Genomic DNA, 299 nt, shown 5'->3' with positions numbered 1-299 from the left:
TTCATGCTGCACATCTATGCGGCGGTCGCCCAAAAGGAACGGGCGGTGATCAGCCAGCGCACGAGGGAAGCCCTGGCCGCAGCCAAAGAGCGTGGCGTCAAACTTGGCGGCCCGAAGCTCGTCGAAGCGCAGAAACGATCAGTTGAGGTTCGAATGGCACAGGCTGACGCCTTCGCGGCCAACATCCTTCCGATCATCCGCGACATCCAAGCGAGCGGGGTCAAATCGCGGCGGCAGGTGGCTGTAGCTCTAAATGCACGTGGAGTTGCGTCGGCGCGAGGCGGAGATCGGAAGAGCAC

1 protein-coding gene is annotated in these 299 nt (G+C 62.2%); it reads left to right on the top strand.

The features are described from left to right. The coding region (locus EN786_RS37075; protein WP_189524400.1) for a recombinase family protein at nt 1-299 on the top strand (299 nt) is incomplete at both ends.

Source organism: Mesorhizobium sp. M4B.F.Ca.ET.143.01.1.1, from assembly GCF_004792275.1.
Classification (GTDB): domain Bacteria; phylum Pseudomonadota; class Alphaproteobacteria; order Rhizobiales; family Rhizobiaceae; genus Mesorhizobium; species Mesorhizobium abyssinicae.
This window is presented reverse-complemented; position numbering and strand designations above follow the sequence as displayed.